Genomic DNA, 16,686 nt, shown 5'->3' with positions numbered 1-16,686 from the left:
AATGGATGACAGATATCTATTAAGAATGTTCTCATCTGATGAAGTTGTGCAGCGACAACAAGAAGCAGACACAGTCAAACAGTTAGCGCAGTATTCTGATACTATTCCGAAAGTAATACAATTTGGATTATGGGAAGAGTGTGAATTGGGATATATGTTGCTGGAGTATTATGATTTTTTCCAAAACTCTATTCCGTCATGGTATAATCAGTCAAATTATTTAAATAGATCGACAAAGGAGAAATAAACAATGTACATATTACAACGACAGCGAAGCATCTCAATGGATCTCAACGACTACGTAATAACAAGGATTACCACATCCCAAAATATCAGGAATAGACACTGGATCAGGGCATAGCTATGTATAGACTGGATCAATATGTGAGTAGCTCTACATTTTAAAAGCTAGTAAACCACGATAAGAATATACATAGATTTATGATGACCTGAAAGGTGTCTTTGTCCTCAAGGAGACCTACTTATGAATAGCAATACTCATTTCTGGAAATATCCTTCTATTTTGCTTACAGGTGTAGCCATTGCAAATATTGGAGATTGGATTTTTTTGATAGCGCTGAATCTAACGATGCTTGATATGTATGGATCACCACTTGCTATCGCAGGACTGTATATTCTCAAACCATTTGCCACATTATGTACCAATAGTTGGGCAGGGAGTATGGTCGATCGGCTGAATAAACGTCGCTTAATGATTGGGTTCGATCTGGTGCAAGCAGTACTTATTTTCACCCTTCCTTTTCTTCATCATATTAGCTTGATCTATATCGTTGTGCTGGTCATTAATATGGCAAGTTCTATCTTTAAACCTACATCCATGGTATACACCACCAAGTTAATTCCAACAGAATACCGTAAACGATTTAATTCGATTCAAAGTTTGATTCATTCCGGTGCTTTTCTAATTGGGCCAGCGATAGCAGGTTTGTTATTTTTGATCACCAGTCCTCAAATGGCGATTTTCGGCACTGCACTAGCTTTTGGTGTGTCTAGTATGATGACATGGATATTGCCTGATTTAGAAAAGAAAACTGTTACAGTGGATGAGTCTATACATAACGAACAATTAACCAAAATGACAAAGTCCAGTCGTTCTTGGCACATGATTAAGCAAGATTGGCAATTAGTAATTAGATTTAGTCGGCAAGCTTGGAATGTGATGTTAATTTATTTTCTTTTTCAAATATTGATGGTGGTCGCGGCAGGACTAGATTCGATGGAAGTCGCTTTTGTCAAAGAAGTATTGTCAGGTACAGACAGTCAATATAGTTATCTGGTTAGCGTAGCAGGGATAGGATTAGGGGTTGGCGCACTGGTGAATATGATAATCGTGAAGCGTCTAACAGTAAAGATATTATTGACGGTCGGTGCAATTGGATTTGGCACAGGTTATGTGATCTATAGTCTATCGGATACTTTTGCAGGTGCCGCCGTTGGATTTTTTGTATTAGCTTTTTTTATGGCATTTATGAATACAGGATTTACAACTTTTTATCAAAATCATGTACCTGTTGATATCATGGGACGGATCAGCAGTATCTACAGTCTGGTCGCAGCTATGATGCAAATTCTATCTGTGTTTATACTAGGGTTAACTGCGCAGTTATGGTCGATTTCATGGTCAGTGATTATCGGTTCATGTATTCTGTTAGGTATCACTTTGGTGCTTGCTCTGGCGGTTCGTCTCTATATGCCGATGTCTCCACCAGAAGAAGCAACATAAATGATTGAATGCTTAAATAGATAAGAATCATTTACTTTACCATAGAACTATCCTGCCGAATCGTATGAACAAATTGCTGACTGGCTGTAGATAAAGGCTCATGGAGACGAGTGCAAATAGCAATACTATTTTGCAAATACACATCGTTGACGAATACACGTGCTAATTGTCCTCGTTCTACATAGTCTCGTACCACGAATGAAGACACAAAGTTAGCACCATAACCAGCAATAACGGCTTGAATCGCTTCTGGCAATCCATTAAATTGTAAAGGAATCTGCGGAGGAGGGGTATTGTGAGTTCGACATAAGGCTAATAAACGCTCTCGTGTCGAGCTACCTTGCTCACGCATTACAAAAGGTTCTTTCATCATCTCTTGTAGTGAAATATGTTGACCGGCATAACGATGATTAGGTGCTACAACAAACCAGAGTTCATCTCGAAATAGTTCTTCTGCCTGAATATCTGCTGTCTGTTCTTCAGCAAGTCCTCCATAAATCGCAATATCGACTTCCATTTGTAATAACTGACGTAAAGCATCGGTGGAATTAGTGGTGGTTATCGTCATATCTACATGTTCATATTGTTGCTTAAACTTGGCGATCCATGTAGGCAATAGAAAATGAGCAGGCAAATAAGTAGCCGCTAAACGAATCTGCCCACGCTGTCCTTGATGATACTGCTGGATCCATTGTTCAACTTGTCCAGTTATCGCAAAAATACGCTGTGTAAATCCCAACAATTCTTTAGCTTCGATCGTTAAAGCAATCCCTCTTCCTTGCGGAATAAATAAAGTAATCCCTATTTCTTTTTCTAACTTCTTAATCTGCGCCGTAATCGCAGGCTGACTAATATTTAATAGATTAGCAGCTTTAGTTACACTGCCTTGGATAGCAATCGTATGAAATAAATAAAGAGCATGCATATTCAACATTGCCATCATCCCTACTTTCGTATGTATTCATATATTTTAGATATAAATAACTATAAATTATATATTATTAATATGAATAAGTACAAGGTACAATACTTATAGGAATTACAAGAAGCCTTTATAAATAGGAGGACGATAAGTATGAGTGATATTCAAGTATGGAGTCAGATGGATCACTATATTGAAGAGAACCTTATTCCCAAAGATGCTATTCTAGAACAGGTATTAATTAACAATCAGCAAGCCTCTTTACCCGAGTATGATGTATCGCCTGCTCAAGGTAAATTACTACAATTAATCGTGATGATGAACAAAGCCAAACGTATTTTAGAAATAGGTACATTGGGTGGATACAGCACCATATGGATGGCGCGTGCTTTACCTGTAGATGGACGGTTAATTACGCTAGAATATGATCCTCACCATGCCAAAGTAGCCGGGCAAAATATTAAATTGGCTGGACTAGAGGACAAAGTTGATATTCGGATCGGTGATGCATCCGAACAATTAGGCCAGATGGAAGCAGAACAAATAGAAGCTTTTGATATAATTTTTATTGATGCAGACAAAAATAATAATGCTCGTTATCTACAATATGCTTTGCAAATGTCTCATCCGGGCACTGTTATCATCGGAGACAATGTAGTTCGAGAAGGAGCTATTTTGGATCAACACAGTAATGATGGCCGTGTACAAGGGATTCGCCAATTTTATGAATTATTAGCTGAAGATCCTCGTATCACGGCTACATCTATTCAGACGGTAGGTAGTAAAGGGTATGATGGTTTTGCGATTGGAATTGTCATCTAGTTAGTGGATTAGATAGACCAGTACATCGGAGCTTCTACATCTAATGTACCTTCAACAGGTCCGCCTTCTTTACGCCAGTATTCGATTCCACCGAGTAATTCTTTAACTGGAAATCCGAGGCGGGCTAATTTGGCAGCGGCTTTGGTTGCTCCATTACAAGCAGGACCCCAGCAGTACGTTATAATCGTTGTGGTTGGATCTAAATGGGCTGTCGTTTTCTCATTGATCTGTCGACCGGTAATATGGATTGCACCCGGAATATGACATTGCTGATAAGTTGATTCGTCTCGTACATCTAATATTACAAAGGGCGGATTTCCTTTTTGACAATCGATCATGACATCGGCGACATCTGTTTCATAAGCAGCTTTAGCTGTGAAATAATTGTACGCATCGGTTGTATTCGCAGCGGGTGTTTCAAGTGTAAGGGAAAAGCGTGGAGAATGGTTCATCAGTAGACAACTCCTTCAGTCGTAGGTTATGTTGAACACGGATAGGCTATCGATGTTCTGTTATGATTGTACAAAAAGCAAAGCATACAAGTGCTGTAGAGTTATAGATACCAACTATCGATCTTATCGATAATACATACGCTATGCGAACAATACAGTACTATCCTTGGGCAAAGGAGTAATCTTAATGGAACTGTTATATCTCAAAACATTTTGTGAATTGGTCAAATGGGGAAACTATACACGTACTGCGCAAGAGCTAGATTATGCGCAATCCAGTGTGACCCATCATATTCAGCGATTAGAACAATTGTATGGTGGACAGCGCTTGTTTCAGCGCAAAGGAAATGTTGTGATTTTAACCGCAGTTGGACAAAAGCTGTTACCTTATGCTCGTCAAATGATTGAATTGCAAGAGCAAGCGAAGCAAGCACTTTCTACTATAGATCTGGATCAGACTACACTGACGATAGGTACGATTGAGAGTCTGTCTTTATATTATTTGCCATCTATCTTAGAACAGTTCCGGCAACAGTATCCACATGTACAAGTCAAAATTATTTTAGATCAAGAACAGCAGTTAATTCGCCGTGTGCGAGAGCAACAATTAGATATTGCTTTGATTTTGGATACACCATGTCAGGCATATGGTATCGAAGCCATATCTCTTTTTGATGCGCAAATGAGAGTCGTTATGCACCCACAGCATCCGTTAGCAAGACAATCCTCTATATCTTCGCGAGATCTGCATCAACAACCGTTGATTGTGACGGAAGAAGGATGTACGTATCGAGCGTACCTTATCGACAAAATGAAATCACAAGGACATGCCAGTGATATTCATTTAGAGCTCGGAAATATCGAAGCCATCAAGCAATCGGTCGCTAAAGAATGGGGAATCGCCTTTTTACCTCAGTTTGTGTTGGAACAGGAAAGAAATAATCAGGCACTATGTATAGTTCCTTGGGCAGAAGAAGATCCACAATTGTATAGCCAAATTATTTACAATTCTACAAAATCATTGAGTAGTATAGCGACAGAATGGGTTACTTTATGTAGAGTGCATTCGATAATGAAAGTATAAAAATAAAAATTTATACAGTTATTCCTATACATTTAATAGGAATAAACTTCATTTTCATTTGAAATCAAGGTATACTATGGAAGGAAACTTTGAAAAAAGAATTATCTTTTTTTCGCCAAAACAGATTACGAAGGAGTGTCATTATGTCAAAAGTATTAGTTTTTGGTCATAAAAATCCGGACACGGATACGATTACAGCTGCGATTGCGTATGCAGCATTGAAAAAAGAATTAGGTGTAGATGCTGAAGCGATTCGTCTAGGTGAAGTGAACGGCGAAACACAATACGCTTTGGATTATTTTAAAGTAGAAGCTCCACGTCTTGTGGAAAAAGTAGCTGTAGAAGCGAAAGAAGTTATTTTGGTCGATCATAACGAGCGTCAACAAAGCGCTGATGATATTGATGAAGTAACAGTTATCGAAGTGATCGATCATCACCGTATTGCTAACTTTGAAACAAGTGGCCCGTTGTACTACCGTGCAGAGCCTGTAGGTTGCACAGCGACCATTTTGAACAAATTATACAAAGAGCATGGCGTATCGATCTCCAAACAAAATGCAGGATTGATGTTGTCTGCAATTATCTCTGATTCGTTGTTGTTCAAATCGCCTACATGCACACCACAAGATGTAGAAGCAGCGAATGAATTGGCTCGAATTGCTGAAGTGGATATCGCTAAATACGGTCTGGATATGCTTAAAGCTGGAGCAGATTTGAGTGACAAAACCGTAGAGCAATTGATCACTTTGGATGCAAAAGAATTCCAAATGGGTGATGCTAAAGTTGAAATCGCTCAAGTTAATGCTGTAGATGTTAATGATGTATTGTCTCAACAAGCAGCGATCGAAGCAGCACTAACAGCAGTTATTGAGAAAAAAGGTCTGGATCTATTTTTGTTCGTAATCACAGACATTTTGAACAACGATTCTGTTGGTCTTGCTCTAGGTAAACGTACCGATGTTGTCGAAGAAGCATACCAAGTAAAACTTGAAAATAATCAAGCAGTGCTTAAAGGTGTAGTTTCTCGTAAATCTCAAATCGTACCTGTATTGACAGATACATTTGCTAAATAATAAAATCGTATGCTACATAAGCATATTGTAATGACGAAGGCGGTTGGAGCTAGACTCCAATCGTCTTTGTTGTACATCATATGGTGCAGGAGGATATATTATATATGAAGACACAAGCTAAATTGATCGGACCTGCACGCTTTAGTGTGGCGGTACATACGCTTGCTGGACTGGCTTCAAATGGGGGGACGTTATCCAGTGCTATGATTGCAGCTCAAGTTCATTCTCATCCTACCTTTTTGCGAAGAATATTAGCGACGTTAGCCAGTCACAATATTGTAGACACCCGTGAAGGAAGAGACGGTGGTTATACGCTACGTATACCTGCGGATCAATTAACATTGTCTGCTATTTATCTAGCGATTCGGATAGAGCAACCTATTCATGATCTACCTCAGCCCGATGGGATTCAAGATAGTGAAAAGATGAATCAACGGCTGAGTAGCATTATGAAAGGAGCCGAAAAACAAGTGATCGATTATCTGGAGCAGTATACACTAGCTGATGTAATCGATGATTCAGATATCACAAAGATGCCTAATAAGTAACTCGTATTAGGTCTATTAAAGTAATCATTACGATATAAAACCACCTATTGATCAAAAGTCTGTAGCCTCTTGATCGATAGGTGGTGGTTGAACGATGATATGATTTTATTATCCTTTGGATGATTCCGGTGTAGGTGTGCTTATAGCAGTAGGTGGAGCACCGGGAAATGGCTTTTCAGAATGAGCCGGTGAAGATGTTTTTTGAAGTTTGGCTAGTTTTTGCTTTTCCCATAATCCTCTAGCAACGACTAGCATAGCCAGAACAGCTACATACAACATCATCGAACCTAACTCAGGTAACATTTCTTGAAAAGAAGCTCCTCGTAATCCCATACTGCGAAGAAATTTGAACATCCATACAAATGGGAAAAAGTCGCTAATTTGCAAAGCTAAAGGTGGAAAAAGTGCTCTTGCCATCGTGCCACCTGATAGTACAAAAGCAGGCATAAAGATAAAGATCATTCGCCCTATCGCTATGCCTGGATGTGCGGCTCCCCAAGCTACCAGTATATTAATACAGACAGAACCGAATACATAGAGTGCAACAGGGATCATAAATAAAGCCACATTGCCTTCAAATCGACTACCACCGACCCATTTCAAAACCCCCATCGCAAAAATCAATCCTGCTGTTGAGAACAATACATAAGGTAATATACGAATAAGTGGATTGAATGGATTACGGAGTTCACCCGCTAATCGATGCGATACCCGAAGTCTAGCGATGATAGGAAGACTGTTAATATTGAGCATCATAAACGAGAACATACATATAAATGTAAGAATGGACGTATTGTCGTAACTACTGGTCGGATTGAATAATGATCTGACTTCTACCGCCAGATTACTAGCTGTTCCTTGTGCTTGCTCTATACTCATGCCTGTTCTGGATAAGGCAGGGATAGCCAATTGCATATTTTCATAGCCTGTAATTTCTTGCATGGCGGTTCGAATAAAGGTAACCGCTTGAGAATTGGTATTATCTAAAATCAACCCGATTCGATTCGGTAAAGAGCGATTATGATTTTCTTCAAGTCCTTTGGGCAAAGAGATTACGGCTAGATATTGCTCATGGTAAAAGTAAGATTCAGGATTATTCGTATAGGAAATAATCTGATCGACCTGTATATATTGAGAAGCATCTATCTTCTGAATCAATTGCCGGCTATAGGAAGTATTATCTTGATCCACTACAATCACTTTGGATTCATTGATTTGACTGCTTGGTAGTAGCAAAGAGTAAGCTAACACAGCTACCAATGGGAAAATGATCGCAATGATAGGATATTTCGATTTGATTAGATAATGCCATTCATCAAGAAGTGATTTCATCAATATTCACCTCAGTAGTCATGCCGGGCAATAAGCTAGCTGATTTGTCTACATAAATACGAACCTGAAAAGTAGCCACATCGGCTTCGCCTTTTTCGCGTGCCATTTTAAGATTTGCAAATTGAGGAGCAGCGGTAATATAACGAACTTCACCATTTAAGTCTTTATGAAGAGCAGGAATATTCACTTTTATTTTTTGTTTAGCATGGAATTTGGTGGCTTGATCTTCACTCACATAAAGATCAAAATACATTTTATTCGTCTCTAAGGTAACGATAGGTGCGCCTTGACTGATATTTTCGCCTACTTCTGTACTGATTGCTGTAATTTTACCGTTACTTGGGGCTTTGAGAATCAATCTTGATTTTTTGAGTAATAATGTTTTTAATTCGATTTGTTGTGCATCTTTTTGTTGTTGAAGTAAATCTACAGCAAGTTCTTGATCTGCTAATTGTTGACGTGCTTGTTGGACAGTATCCAATTGGGTCTGAGAAGTCTGAATCGCTAATTCTGCACCATGTAATTCTGTCTGCGCTTGTGTCACACTTACATTTGCTTGATTGGATTGTTCTACTGCTTGTTGGGTACGTTCATTGGCTTGTGCTCGTTCTTCTAAAGTTGCACCGTTATTCAGCTTCACTAGCGCTTCTTGTTGTTGGTTTAATTGATTTTTAGCAAGGGTCAAAGACTGTTCTACATTGTCCATATCGGCTTTGGTACTGAGCCCGGAATTGTATAATTTTTGTGTACGATCATGATTGATTTGAGCCGTTTGAAGACTTTGGGTCGCTGATTGGATAGCAATTTGTTGTTGCTTGATATCTTCTGCTCGTGCACCATTGTTGACTTCTTTTTCAGCCGCTTGTACTTGACGATGAGCAGACTGTGCTTGGCGCTGAGCCGCTTGAGCACTTTTAAGAGCAGACTGACTTTTACTCTGAGATACTTGGGATTGTTCTATCGCTAATTGAGCTTGTTTTTCCTGTGTGCTTGCTTTGGAATAACCCAATTGAATCGATTTTTGCTGTTGCATGATTTGTGTATCATACTGTTTTATTTGTTTTTGAAGTTTTTCAATTTGCAAGTCGACATCTGTAGAATCAAGAGTCATTAAGATGTCTCCTTTTTTAACTATTTTTTCTTCTGTAAAAGGAATGTTGACGACTTTACCACCTACTTCTTCAAAAGAAACATGGACGCTGTCTGAACTTAAAGTAGAACTTTTGGAAGTTTGTGAGACTGTAACTTGATCATGCCCTTTGGCTTGCAACAAGAATCCACCACTAAGTAAACATACAATAGAAATAACAGGAATAATAAGACTAGCCACTTGACTGCGATTCATGAATTAAACGCTCCTTAATCTAATATAGAGAATGTTATAATGGATTTCTGAAAATAAAGTAAGCCGGCTAACTAAATGATAGAAAAGACATTATTTATGTCTGATCTGATAAGAGTTATAGACTTCTTCACCTTCAGGAATACCTAATTTGATTTTTTGAAGCAATAACAATAGCATTTCTTTTTCTTCTTCAGAAAGACCGCTCATAATTTTAGAAGTACTGAGAAAATGAACAGGTAATAACTCATTCATTAATGCCATGCCGGTATCTGTAAGATGCGCAATACTCATACGACGATCAGAAGGATGATCTTTTCTAAAAATCAGATGATCACGTTCCATACGTTCTAACAATCCTGTTACGGTTGCTTTGGTAATACCCGCTCTTTCAGCTAGTTCTGATGCAAGAAGCCCTGTATTTTGATTGCGATATAACAAGATCAATAGAGCGAACTTACCACTAGAGACATCGAATTTTTCAAATCCATTTGAACTGACTTTGAAAATGTTAGAAGCGGTACGCATAAAAAGAAGCATGGCTTCTGTAGCCGAAATATCAATTTCAGGTACAGATTTTGAAAATTCTTGAAGCATTTCTCTGGTAGGTAGATCACGTATATCAAAGTCCATATCTAATTCGTCCCTTTCAAACAGATTAGCCGTCATATCCATGTATAGTGAAGCAATTTCGACAGCTGCCCGATTCGTTATCACCTGATTATACAATGGAAGTTCTTGAGATGTCTCATGTTCTGACGAAATTAAATAATCCAAAAATACCAAACTCCTTTATTATTTATTTTTTAGTAAGCCGGCTAACCATTTGATAAAAAAATATAGAACGACTTTTAGAATAGGATTGTGATTCCTTTAGCTACGTTATAATAATTCAAATTTATTCTTTTGACAAGCTAAATATTTTTGAATATCCTACTTCTTAGCATCCCCAAACCTGAAGAGACGCATATGTAAACGCCATCTCCAGAAGGGAACAAGATCATTTTTTAGCTGTTATTATTTCTTAATCCAATCGGTTGTCTGTTGCTCTTCTTTAGCAGCACGACGTGCAAACCATGTGGCTAACAATGATCCGGAAATATTATGCCATACACTGAAGATTGCGCTTGGAACAGCCGCTAAAGGATTAAAGTGAGCTGCGGCAAGACTTGCACCTAGCCCTGAATTTTGCATACCAGTCTCAAAAACAATCGCTTTACGTTGAGCAGGATTCATACGGATCGCTTTGGCAAATAAATAACCAAGCAGATATCCTAGCCCATTATGTAAAATCACTACTAGGAAAATCAACAATCCTGTTTCTACGATTTTGTCACGATTTAAACCGACCACTATCGAGACAATCAGTACGATTGCGAGTGTAGATACAAAAGGCAAAGCCACGGTAGCTGCTTCAGCTTGTTTGCGAAATAATGATTTTACGATCACACCCAGTACAATCGGAACGATAACCACTTTAAGAATATCAAGAATAAGACTGCTTGCACTGATATCCATCCATTGTCCAGCAAGTAATGAAATCATCGCAGGTGTAGCTAGTGGAGCAATCAAAGTCGATACAGAAGCAATAGATACTCCAAGCGCTACATCTCCTTTGGATAGAAAAGTCATCACATTAGAAGATGTTCCACTTGGACAACAACCGACTAGAATAACACCTACAGCAATATCCGGTGGAAGTTGTAACGCAATCGCTAGACCATACGCAAGCAAAGGCATAATAATATAGTGTCCGACTACCCCGAGCGCTACATCCAGTGGACGGCGAAAAACTTCGCGGAAGTCAGCGGAAGATAATGTTAACCCCATACCAAACATCACAATTCCAAGCAACAACGAAATCTGTCCTTTCAAACCGGTAAATAAAGTGGGCATAAAAAATCCAAGTAAAGCAAACAATATCACCCAGATCGAAAAGGTATCCCCTACAAACTTACTTACTTTGGCAACAGCATTCATGATGTGATCTCCTATTCTACGTAATATAGTTCATCCAACGTTGATTGTCTCGACAATAATATTCAGGTAGATAGCACCTTAATTATATTATTCTCCACCAACGCTTTAATGCGTAAAAACTAAAGTATGCAAATTTTACTATAAAAGATTTTACATGGCTATTGTTTTTTATTTCACATATAAGGCATGATAGATACATAAAAGCCAACTTCATTTGATAAAAGGAGAGTCAAATATGCCTACAAACAGTGATATTGCTCAGCGTTATCAAGTCGGTATTTTGTTATTTGATGAAGTAGAAGTGATGGATTTTGCAGGGCCGTTTGAAGTGTTTTCGCTTGCTGAGACTGTAGATAAGCAGAAATTATTTCAAGTCCATACGTTATCTCCAGAGGGTGAACTTATCAGCGCTCGTAATGGATTAAAAGTACAACCTGACTATGCGATTCAAGATATGCCAATACTTGATATTTTGGTTATTCCAGGCGGGTATGGGGCGGAAGAGATCATTATTCATGATCCAGTGATTATCGAGTGGATTCGTACACAAGCCAGTCAGGTCAAGGTACTAGCTTCTATCTGTACAGGCGCATTGGTGTTAGCAGAAGCGGGATTATTGGATGGACGGGAAGCCACCACACACTGGATGGATCTTGATCGGTTACAACAAGATTATCCTGAAGTAATCGTCAAATCAGGTGTGAAATTTGTAGATCAAGGATTGATTATGACCTCCGCAGGCATCTCCGCAGGGATTCATTTGGCATTACATATTGTAAGTAAATGGGTTAATATAGAGTGTGCTCGTACAGTGATTAGACGAATGGATATAGATATTGAGATGTAACAGCAAGCACTTATTATGGAGAAAAGAGTGATTAACGATGTTTCACGGTCAGGCGATTTTGCCAGCAGCCAAAAGTATGAAGCAATTCGAACAAATCTTATCCAGTTCGTATGAATATGGTGTGTTTTTGGATACTCATATTGCACAACTCAAAAATATTTATAAAATGGCAAATCAACATCAGAAGAAAATGTTTTTGCATGCCGATCTGGTACACGGACTTAAAAATGATGAATATGCCGCAGAATACTTATGTCAGGAAATTAAGCCTCATGGGATTATTTCTACGCGTGGTAATATGATTTTGAAAGCCAAGCAAAAAGGGGTGATTGCGATTCAGCGTGTATTTATGCTGGATACAATCGCATTAGAAAAAAGTTATGCTCTACTGCAAAAAACGCAACCTGATTATATCGAAGTGTTGCCGGGTGTTGTACCACATATGATTAAAGAAGTGATTGAACGGGCGAATATTCCTGTTTTTGCAGGAGGCTTAATTCGGACTGCTGATGATGTAGAACAGGCGCTTGCGGCAGGTGCTACAGCGGTGACGACATCTAACGATCATCTGTTTGCTCACTACCGTACAGACAAGTGAAAAACACCAATCATGAAGATCACATGAAAATTGTCATGTTGACACCGCTTACATGTTACGATATGATGAACTTATCAAGTTAATAATGTGACGGAGAACCGGAGAGCCACGCAAAGACCCCCTGTACCTGATGGGGTGGTTTGCAGTGGCTTTTTCTGTTGTCTATCGGTTGAAATAACTTGCTACTTTGAATGGAGGGAATTTAATGTCACCATTTATAGCTGAATTAGTAGGAACCATGATTCTTATTGCATTAGGCGCTGGCGTTTCTGCAGGTGTTGCTTTAAAAGGATCATTTGCAGAAAGTTCAGGCTGGATGGTTATCACTGCAGGTTGGGGTCTTGGAGTAGGAATGGCGGTGTATGCCGTAGGCGATATTAGTGGCGCACACTTGAATCCAGCTGTAACCTTAGCACTTGCGTTTAATGGCGATTTTGCATGGAGTCAAGTTCCATCGTATATTTTGGCACAGATGATCGGAGCGATGGCAGGTGCATTGCTGGTCTACTTACAATACTTACCACACTGGAAAGCAACTCCAGATGCGGCTACCAAATTAGGCGTATTTTCAACGTCTCCAGCGATTAAGCATCCTGTGGGAAATATGTTGAGTGAAATTATCGGTACATTTATTTTTGTCATGGTATTGTTATCTATGGGTGCAAATCAATTTACAGAAGGTGTTCATCCATTAATTGTAGGTTTATTAGTGGTTAGTATCGGCTTATCGCTTGGAGGAACAACCGGATATGCGATTAATCCAGCGCGTGATCTGGGCCCTCGTCTGATGCATACTTTATTACCGATTGCAGGTAAAGGACCTTCCAATTGGAGATATGCTTGGGTTCCATTTATCGGCCCATTGTTAGGCGGTTCAATTGGCGGCTTATTTTACAAAAATGTATTCCAGGGTCAAAGCACACCGATATTATGGGTGCTGTTAGTGGTGACGGCTGTTTGTTTATTTGTCGCTCATCGTTCAGGTCGCAAAACACAAGATTCTGTTTCTCACAAAGCAACAGCTTAAATTAAATATATTTATACTACGTATATCACTCGAGGAGGAACTTATTTATGGAAAAATATATTATGGCACTGGATCAAGGAACAACAAGCTCACGCGCAATTTTGTTTAACAAAAAAGGTGAAATTGTGTATATGGCACAACGTGAATTCCCGCAATATTTCCCTAAACCAGGTACTGTTGAGCAAAATGCGAACGAAATTTGGAGTTCAATTCTAGCGGTTATCGCTTCTTGCCTTTCTGAATCGGGTATCAAGCCTGTACAGATCGCAGGAATCGGTATTACAAACCAACGGGAAACGACAGTAGTCTGGGATCGTAAAACAGGTGATCCAGTCTATAACGTACTGGTATGGCAATCTCGTCAAAGTGCTGAAATTTGTGATGATCTTAAAAAACGTGATCTTGAACAGACATTCCGTGACAAAACAGGGTTGTTAATCGATCCTTATTTCTCCGGTACTAAAGTCAAATGGATTCTGGATCATGTAGAAGGTACACGTGAACGTGCAGAACGTGGTGAATTGATGTTCGGTACAATTGATACATGGCTCATCTGGAAATTATCTGGCGGTAAAGCACATGTGACGGATTACTCCAATGCTTCTCGTACTTTAATGTACAATATTTATGAGCTGAAATGGGACGAAGAATTACTGGATATCTTGGGTGTTCCTGCTTCCATGTTGCCAGAAGTACGTCCGTCTTCTGAAGTGTATGCACATACCGTTGATTATCATTTCTTTGGTCAAAATATTCCGATTGCTGGTGCAGCAGGAGATCAACAAGCTGCATTGTTCGGACAAGCTTGTTATGAAAAAGGATCAATCAAAAACACATACGGTACAGGTTGCTTTATGCTGATGAACACAGGGGAAGAACCGATTCGTTCAGAGCATGGTCTAATTACAACGATTGCTTGCGGTGTAGACGGCAAAATTCATTATGCGCTAGAAGGAAGTATCTTTGTAGCTGGTTCTGCTATTCAATGGTTACGTGATGGTCTACGTATGTTCCGTGATGCCGCAGACAGTGAAGCTTATGCTGCTCGTGTAGAATCGACAGATGGCGTATATCTTGTCCCTGCTTTTGTCGGACTAGGAAGTCCATACTGGGATAGTGAAGTTCGTGGAGCGGCTTTCGGTCTTAGCCGTGGCACAACCAAAGAACACTTTATCCGTGCAACACTTGAGTCATTAGCGTATCAGACCAAAGATGTATTAACCGCTATGGAAAGTGATACAGGACTTAAAGTCGAATCACTTAAAGTGGATGGTGGGGCAGTGAAAAATAAATTCTTAATGCAGTTCCAAAGTGATATTCTAGGTGTTCCTGTAGATCGTCCTGTAGTGAATGAGACAACTGCTTTAGGCGCTGCTTACCTTGCAGGACTTGCAACAGGATACTGGACAAGTCTAGATGAGATTGCAGCAACACATGAAGAATTGAACGATCAATTTACACCGAATATGGAAGAATCTCGTCGTGAAAGTCTATATGCTGGCTGGCAAAAAGCGGTTCATGCAACTATGGCTTTTAAATAAACGATCCATTTTTATAGCTCTAAAGTAGAACCCTTTCTCGCAGTAAGAGAAGGGGTTTTGCTCTGCCTATTTTCAAAAAGTTAATGCAATACCATTTATAATATGCTAACATTTCAAATGATAATGATAATCTTTATCATTTGAAAGAATCATATACTATAAATAAAAGGCGGTTATAGAGCATGTGTATTTTCAAAACATTCGGTATGATCTTTACCACAATTCTCTGTGTGGCAATTCTAGCAGCTTGTGGTCAAAGTACAACACCAACAGCTTCAACATCTGCACCAACATCAACAGATACACCAGCACCAGCGACTGATTCCACCATTACATATCAAGCGGCAAATGGAGAAGTTAAGGTTCCTAACCATCCTCAGCGTGCTGTAGTACTTGCAGATAGTTATTACGGGTATTTATATGCGCTAGGGATTAAGCCTATTGCAACGATCGATTATGTTTTTCAAAGTACATTTTTGAAAGAGTCAACAGAAGGTGTCACTAATCTTGGCGATAAGCCAGATGTAGAAAAAATATTAGCCCTGGATCCAGACTTGATTGTCGTCTGGGATAATGATGCGAATATAGAAAAATATCAGCAAATTGCACCTACAGTAGCGATTAAGTATGGTCAATATACGTATCAAGAGCAATTACAAGAAATCGGCAAAATGACAGGTACAGAAGATAAAGCCAAAGAATTAGCAGCAACATGGGAATCTAAAATTAAGGAAGCCAAACCTAAAGTACAAGCGGCTGTAGGTGACAAAACCATTTCTATTCTTCAGCCATATGCAAAAGGCATCTATGCTATGGGTGATACCTATGGTCGTGGTGGAGAAATTATCTATGGAGCACTAGGTCTCAAAGCTACACCAATGATGCAAAAAGAAGGAATCGATAGCGGTGCAGGTTTTGCGAGTATTTCTTTAGAAAATCTACCTGATTTTGCAGGCGATTATATTTTCACTTCACCATGGGGTGGAGATGATGATAAAGATGGGAACACCGTATACAACAGTAGCCTATGGAAAGACTTGCCGGCTGTGAAAAGCAATCATGTGTACCGAATTGATCCGGTCGCCTATTATTTCAACGATCCTATTTCAATGAATGCACAGTTTGATTATATTGTGAAAAGCTTAACTCAATCCCAATAGATCGCTCAAAATGTCTAAAAAATTGTCTAAATTCTTTGCTACCCTAAAGCATCTATGGTACAATAGAGTTAACAAGTTAATAATAACGTCATGAGACTTTGGAGAGACCACGAGTACACGCGGTAGATAGTAGCCGTTTTAGTGTAATTATTCGTGGTCTCTTTTTTATTGCTTATGATTGGTAAAATAAACCATGTACAGCGTTAAAAATAAG

General features: G+C 39.1%; 16 protein-coding genes. 10 read left to right on the top strand and 6 right to left on the bottom strand.

Features of this window, described 5'->3' with window-relative positions:
* Positions 1 to 484 precede the first annotated feature (484 nt).
* Positions 485 to 1,744, top strand: coding sequence for an MFS transporter (locus tag PO903_RS01810; RefSeq protein ID WP_273592449.1), 1,260 nt, complete (start codon positions 485 to 487; stop codon positions 1,742 to 1,744).
* Positions 1,745 to 1,775: 31 nt separating this feature from the next.
* On the opposite strand, the gene PO903_RS01805 is transcribed toward PO903_RS01810, so the two are convergent.
* The gene (locus PO903_RS01805) at positions 1,776 to 2,675 is read right to left on the bottom strand and encodes a LysR family transcriptional regulator (protein ID WP_273594611.1); all 900 of its coding nucleotides are present in this window, start codon (positions 2,673 to 2,675) and stop codon (positions 1,776 to 1,778) included.
* Between the two features lie 144 nt (positions 2,676 to 2,819).
* On the opposite strand from PO903_RS01805, the gene PO903_RS01800 reads away from it, so the two are divergent.
* Entirely contained in the window at positions 2,820 to 3,488 is a 669-nt protein-coding gene (locus PO903_RS01800) for an O-methyltransferase (protein WP_273592448.1), read from the top strand.
* A gap of 8 nt (positions 3,489 to 3,496) precedes the next feature.
* Here the strand turns inward: PO903_RS01800 and PO903_RS01795 are convergent, their stop codons facing one another.
* The gene (locus PO903_RS01795; protein ID WP_273592447.1) at positions 3,497 to 3,940 is read right to left on the bottom strand and encodes a rhodanese-like domain-containing protein; all 444 of its coding nucleotides are present in this window, start codon (positions 3,938 to 3,940) and stop codon (positions 3,497 to 3,499) included.
* A gap of 187 nt (positions 3,941 to 4,127) precedes the next feature.
* Here PO903_RS01795 and PO903_RS01790 point away from each other — a divergent pair, with 187 nt between their 5' ends.
* From PO903_RS01790 to PO903_RS01780, 3 genes are all read left to right on the top strand, one after another.
* Positions 4,128 to 5,024 (top strand): LysR family transcriptional regulator, encoded by an 897-nt coding sequence (locus PO903_RS01790; protein ID WP_273592446.1) that lies wholly within the window; start codon positions 4,128 to 4,130, stop codon positions 5,022 to 5,024.
* Between the two features lie 143 nt (positions 5,025 to 5,167).
* Positions 5,168 to 6,097 carry a manganese-dependent inorganic pyrophosphatase gene (locus tag PO903_RS01785; RefSeq protein WP_069325679.1) on the top strand — a complete coding sequence of 310 codons (930 nt, stop codon included), beginning with the start codon at positions 5,168 to 5,170 and terminating at the stop codon, positions 6,095 to 6,097.
* A gap of 104 nt (positions 6,098 to 6,201) precedes the next feature.
* Positions 6,202 to 6,645: an RrF2 family transcriptional regulator gene (locus PO903_RS01780; protein ID WP_273592445.1), complete on the top strand. Its 444-nt coding sequence runs from the start codon at positions 6,202 to 6,204 to the stop codon at positions 6,643 to 6,645.
* Between the two features lie 108 nt (positions 6,646 to 6,753).
* Here the strand turns inward: PO903_RS01780 and PO903_RS01775 are convergent, their stop codons facing one another.
* The 4 genes from PO903_RS01775 to PO903_RS01760 form a co-directional block, all read right to left on the bottom strand.
* On the bottom strand, positions 6,754 to 7,977 hold the full coding sequence (locus PO903_RS01775; RefSeq protein WP_273592444.1) for an ABC transporter permease: 1,224 nt from the start codon (positions 7,975 to 7,977) through the stop codon (positions 6,754 to 6,756).
* The gene (locus tag PO903_RS01770) at positions 7,961 to 9,322 is read right to left on the bottom strand and encodes an HlyD family secretion protein (protein WP_273592443.1); all 1,362 of its coding nucleotides are present in this window, start codon (positions 9,320 to 9,322) and stop codon (positions 7,961 to 7,963) included. The genes PO903_RS01775 and PO903_RS01770 overlap by 17 nt, the downstream gene beginning before the upstream one ends.
* Positions 9,323 to 9,412: 90 nt before the next feature.
* Positions 9,413 to 10,096 (bottom strand): MarR family winged helix-turn-helix transcriptional regulator, encoded by a 684-nt coding sequence (locus PO903_RS01765; protein ID WP_241669443.1) that lies wholly within the window; start codon positions 10,094 to 10,096, stop codon positions 9,413 to 9,415.
* Positions 10,097 to 10,336: 240 nt separating this feature from the next.
* Positions 10,337 to 11,299, bottom strand: a complete 963-nt coding sequence (locus PO903_RS01760) for a bile acid:sodium symporter family protein (protein ID WP_069325676.1) — start codon at positions 11,297 to 11,299, stop codon at positions 10,337 to 10,339.
* Between the two features lie 235 nt (positions 11,300 to 11,534).
* Between PO903_RS01760 and PO903_RS01755 the strand changes: the two genes are divergently transcribed.
* From PO903_RS01755 to PO903_RS01735, 5 genes are all read left to right on the top strand, one after another.
* Entirely contained in the window at positions 11,535 to 12,146 is a 612-nt protein-coding gene (locus tag PO903_RS01755) for a DJ-1/PfpI family protein (RefSeq protein WP_273592442.1), read from the top strand.
* Positions 12,147 to 12,183: 37 nt separating this feature from the next.
* A complete protein-coding gene (locus PO903_RS01750; RefSeq protein ID WP_069325674.1) occupies positions 12,184 to 12,744 on the top strand; it encodes a glycerol-3-phosphate responsive antiterminator in 561 nt (186 codons plus the stop codon).
* 205 nt (positions 12,745 to 12,949) lie between these two features.
* Positions 12,950 to 13,771: an MIP/aquaporin family protein gene (locus PO903_RS01745; protein WP_069325673.1), complete on the top strand. Its 822-nt coding sequence runs from the start codon at positions 12,950 to 12,952 to the stop codon at positions 13,769 to 13,771.
* Between the two features lie 47 nt (positions 13,772 to 13,818).
* Positions 13,819 to 15,312 carry a glycerol kinase GlpK gene (glpK, locus tag PO903_RS01740; protein ID WP_069325672.1) on the top strand — a complete coding sequence of 498 codons (1,494 nt, stop codon included), beginning with the start codon at positions 13,819 to 13,821 and terminating at the stop codon, positions 15,310 to 15,312.
* 182 nt (positions 15,313 to 15,494) lie between these two features.
* Positions 15,495 to 16,472 (top strand): iron-hydroxamate ABC transporter substrate-binding protein, encoded by a 978-nt coding sequence (locus PO903_RS01735; RefSeq protein WP_273592441.1) that lies wholly within the window; start codon positions 15,495 to 15,497, stop codon positions 16,470 to 16,472.
* Positions 16,473 to 16,686 lie beyond the last annotated feature (214 nt).

The organism is Paenibacillus sp. PK4536 (genome assembly GCF_028594455.2).
GTDB lineage: Bacteria > Bacillota > Bacilli > Paenibacillales > Paenibacillaceae > Saccharibacillus > Saccharibacillus nuruki.
Note: the sequence above shows the minus strand (reverse complement) of the source record. Positions and strands in the feature narration are given on the sequence as shown.

What these genes read in the sequence shown, in the direction of transcription:
- PO903_RS01810 (WP_273592449.1), top strand. Translation starts at nt 485, where the DNA reads ATGAATAGCAATACTCATTTCTGGAAATATCCTTCTATTTTGCTTACA.
- PO903_RS01800 (WP_273592448.1), top strand. Translation starts at nt 2,820, where the DNA reads ATGAGTGATATTCAAGTATGGAGTCAGATGGATCACTATATTGAAGAG.
- PO903_RS01795 (WP_273592447.1), bottom strand. Translation starts at nt 3,940, where the DNA reads ATGAACCATTCTCCACGCTTTTCCCTTACACTTGAAACACCCGCTGCG.
- PO903_RS01790 (WP_273592446.1), top strand. Translation starts at nt 4,128, where the DNA reads ATGGAACTGTTATATCTCAAAACATTTTGTGAATTGGTCAAATGGGGA.
- PO903_RS01785 (WP_069325679.1), top strand. Translation starts at nt 5,168, where the DNA reads ATGTCAAAAGTATTAGTTTTTGGTCATAAAAATCCGGACACGGATACG.
- PO903_RS01780 (WP_273592445.1), top strand. Translation starts at nt 6,202, where the DNA reads ATGAAGACACAAGCTAAATTGATCGGACCTGCACGCTTTAGTGTGGCG.
- PO903_RS01775 (WP_273592444.1), bottom strand. Translation starts at nt 7,977, where the DNA reads ATGAAATCACTTCTTGATGAATGGCATTATCTAATCAAATCGAAATAT.
- PO903_RS01770 (WP_273592443.1), bottom strand. Translation starts at nt 9,322, where the DNA reads ATGAATCGCAGTCAAGTGGCTAGTCTTATTATTCCTGTTATTTCTATT.
- PO903_RS01760 (WP_069325676.1), bottom strand. Translation starts at nt 11,299, where the DNA reads ATGAATGCTGTTGCCAAAGTAAGTAAGTTTGTAGGGGATACCTTTTCG.
- PO903_RS01755 (WP_273592442.1), top strand. Translation starts at nt 11,535, where the DNA reads ATGCCTACAAACAGTGATATTGCTCAGCGTTATCAAGTCGGTATTTTG.
- PO903_RS01750 (WP_069325674.1), top strand. Translation starts at nt 12,184, where the DNA reads ATGTTTCACGGTCAGGCGATTTTGCCAGCAGCCAAAAGTATGAAGCAA.
- PO903_RS01745 (WP_069325673.1), top strand. Translation starts at nt 12,950, where the DNA reads ATGTCACCATTTATAGCTGAATTAGTAGGAACCATGATTCTTATTGCA.
- glpK (WP_069325672.1), top strand. Translation starts at nt 13,819, where the DNA reads ATGGAAAAATATATTATGGCACTGGATCAAGGAACAACAAGCTCACGC.
- PO903_RS01735 (WP_273592441.1), top strand. Translation starts at nt 15,495, where the DNA reads ATGTGTATTTTCAAAACATTCGGTATGATCTTTACCACAATTCTCTGT.